Source organism: Oleiphilus sp. HI0117 (assembly GCF_001635235.1).
This window is the reverse complement of the sequence record NZ_LWGA01000550.1, coordinates 1-579: the sequence shown is the minus strand read 5'-3', so window position 1 is coordinate 579 and position 579 is coordinate 1. Positions and strand designations below refer to the sequence as shown.

The 579-nt window shown below is 45.4% G+C and carries 2 protein-coding genes; both read left to right on the top strand.

Annotation, left to right across the window (positions count from 1 at the left end; all coding sequences use genetic code 11):
- Window positions 1-390, top strand: a 390-nt coding sequence (locus A3757_RS06115; protein ID WP_197469866.1) for a MotA/TolQ/ExbB proton channel family protein, incomplete at its 5' end; no start/stop codon positions are given.
- Window positions 387-579 (top strand): biopolymer transporter ExbD (locus tag A3757_RS06110; RefSeq protein WP_197469864.1); only part of this gene is annotated, 193 nt, incomplete at its 3' end. The genes A3757_RS06115 and A3757_RS06110, both read left to right, overlap by 4 nt.

The following is a 579-nucleotide window of genomic DNA, read 5'->3' as shown; positions in this document are numbered from 1 at the left end:
CATGGTCGAGAGATCATGAAAGAGAGCATTCAGGAAGAAGCCAGTCATGTGGTGCATGAAATGGAACGCTTTTTAACGGCACTTGGAACGATTGCTGTGATTACGCCTTTGTTGGGCTTGTTGGGTACCGTTATTGGTATGATTAAAGTCTTTGCTCAGTTGCAGCTAGAAGGTGCCGGTAATGCCGCTGCTCTAGCGGGTGGTATTTCTGAAGCATTGATAACGACTGCCGCGGGTATGACAGTTGCTATTCCTGCTCTAATTTTCCACCGTTATTTCTTACGCCGTGTAGATGAGATTGTCGTAGATATGGAGCAAGAGTCTTTACGCTTGGTCGAAGTTATCCATGGTGACCGTGAACCTTCACGTGATGGAGAACAGAGCTCTTGAATTTTAAACGTCAGTCCGGTGAAGAGGTATCAGTAGACTTAACGCCACTGATTGATGTGGTGTTCTTGTTATTGATTTTCTTCATGGTGTCTACCACCTTCACCAAAGAGAGTCATTTGGAAATTGATTTACCGCAGTCCAGTGCAGAGCCGGCGAAGCCAGCTGTAAAAGAGATTGAGGTGATTATCA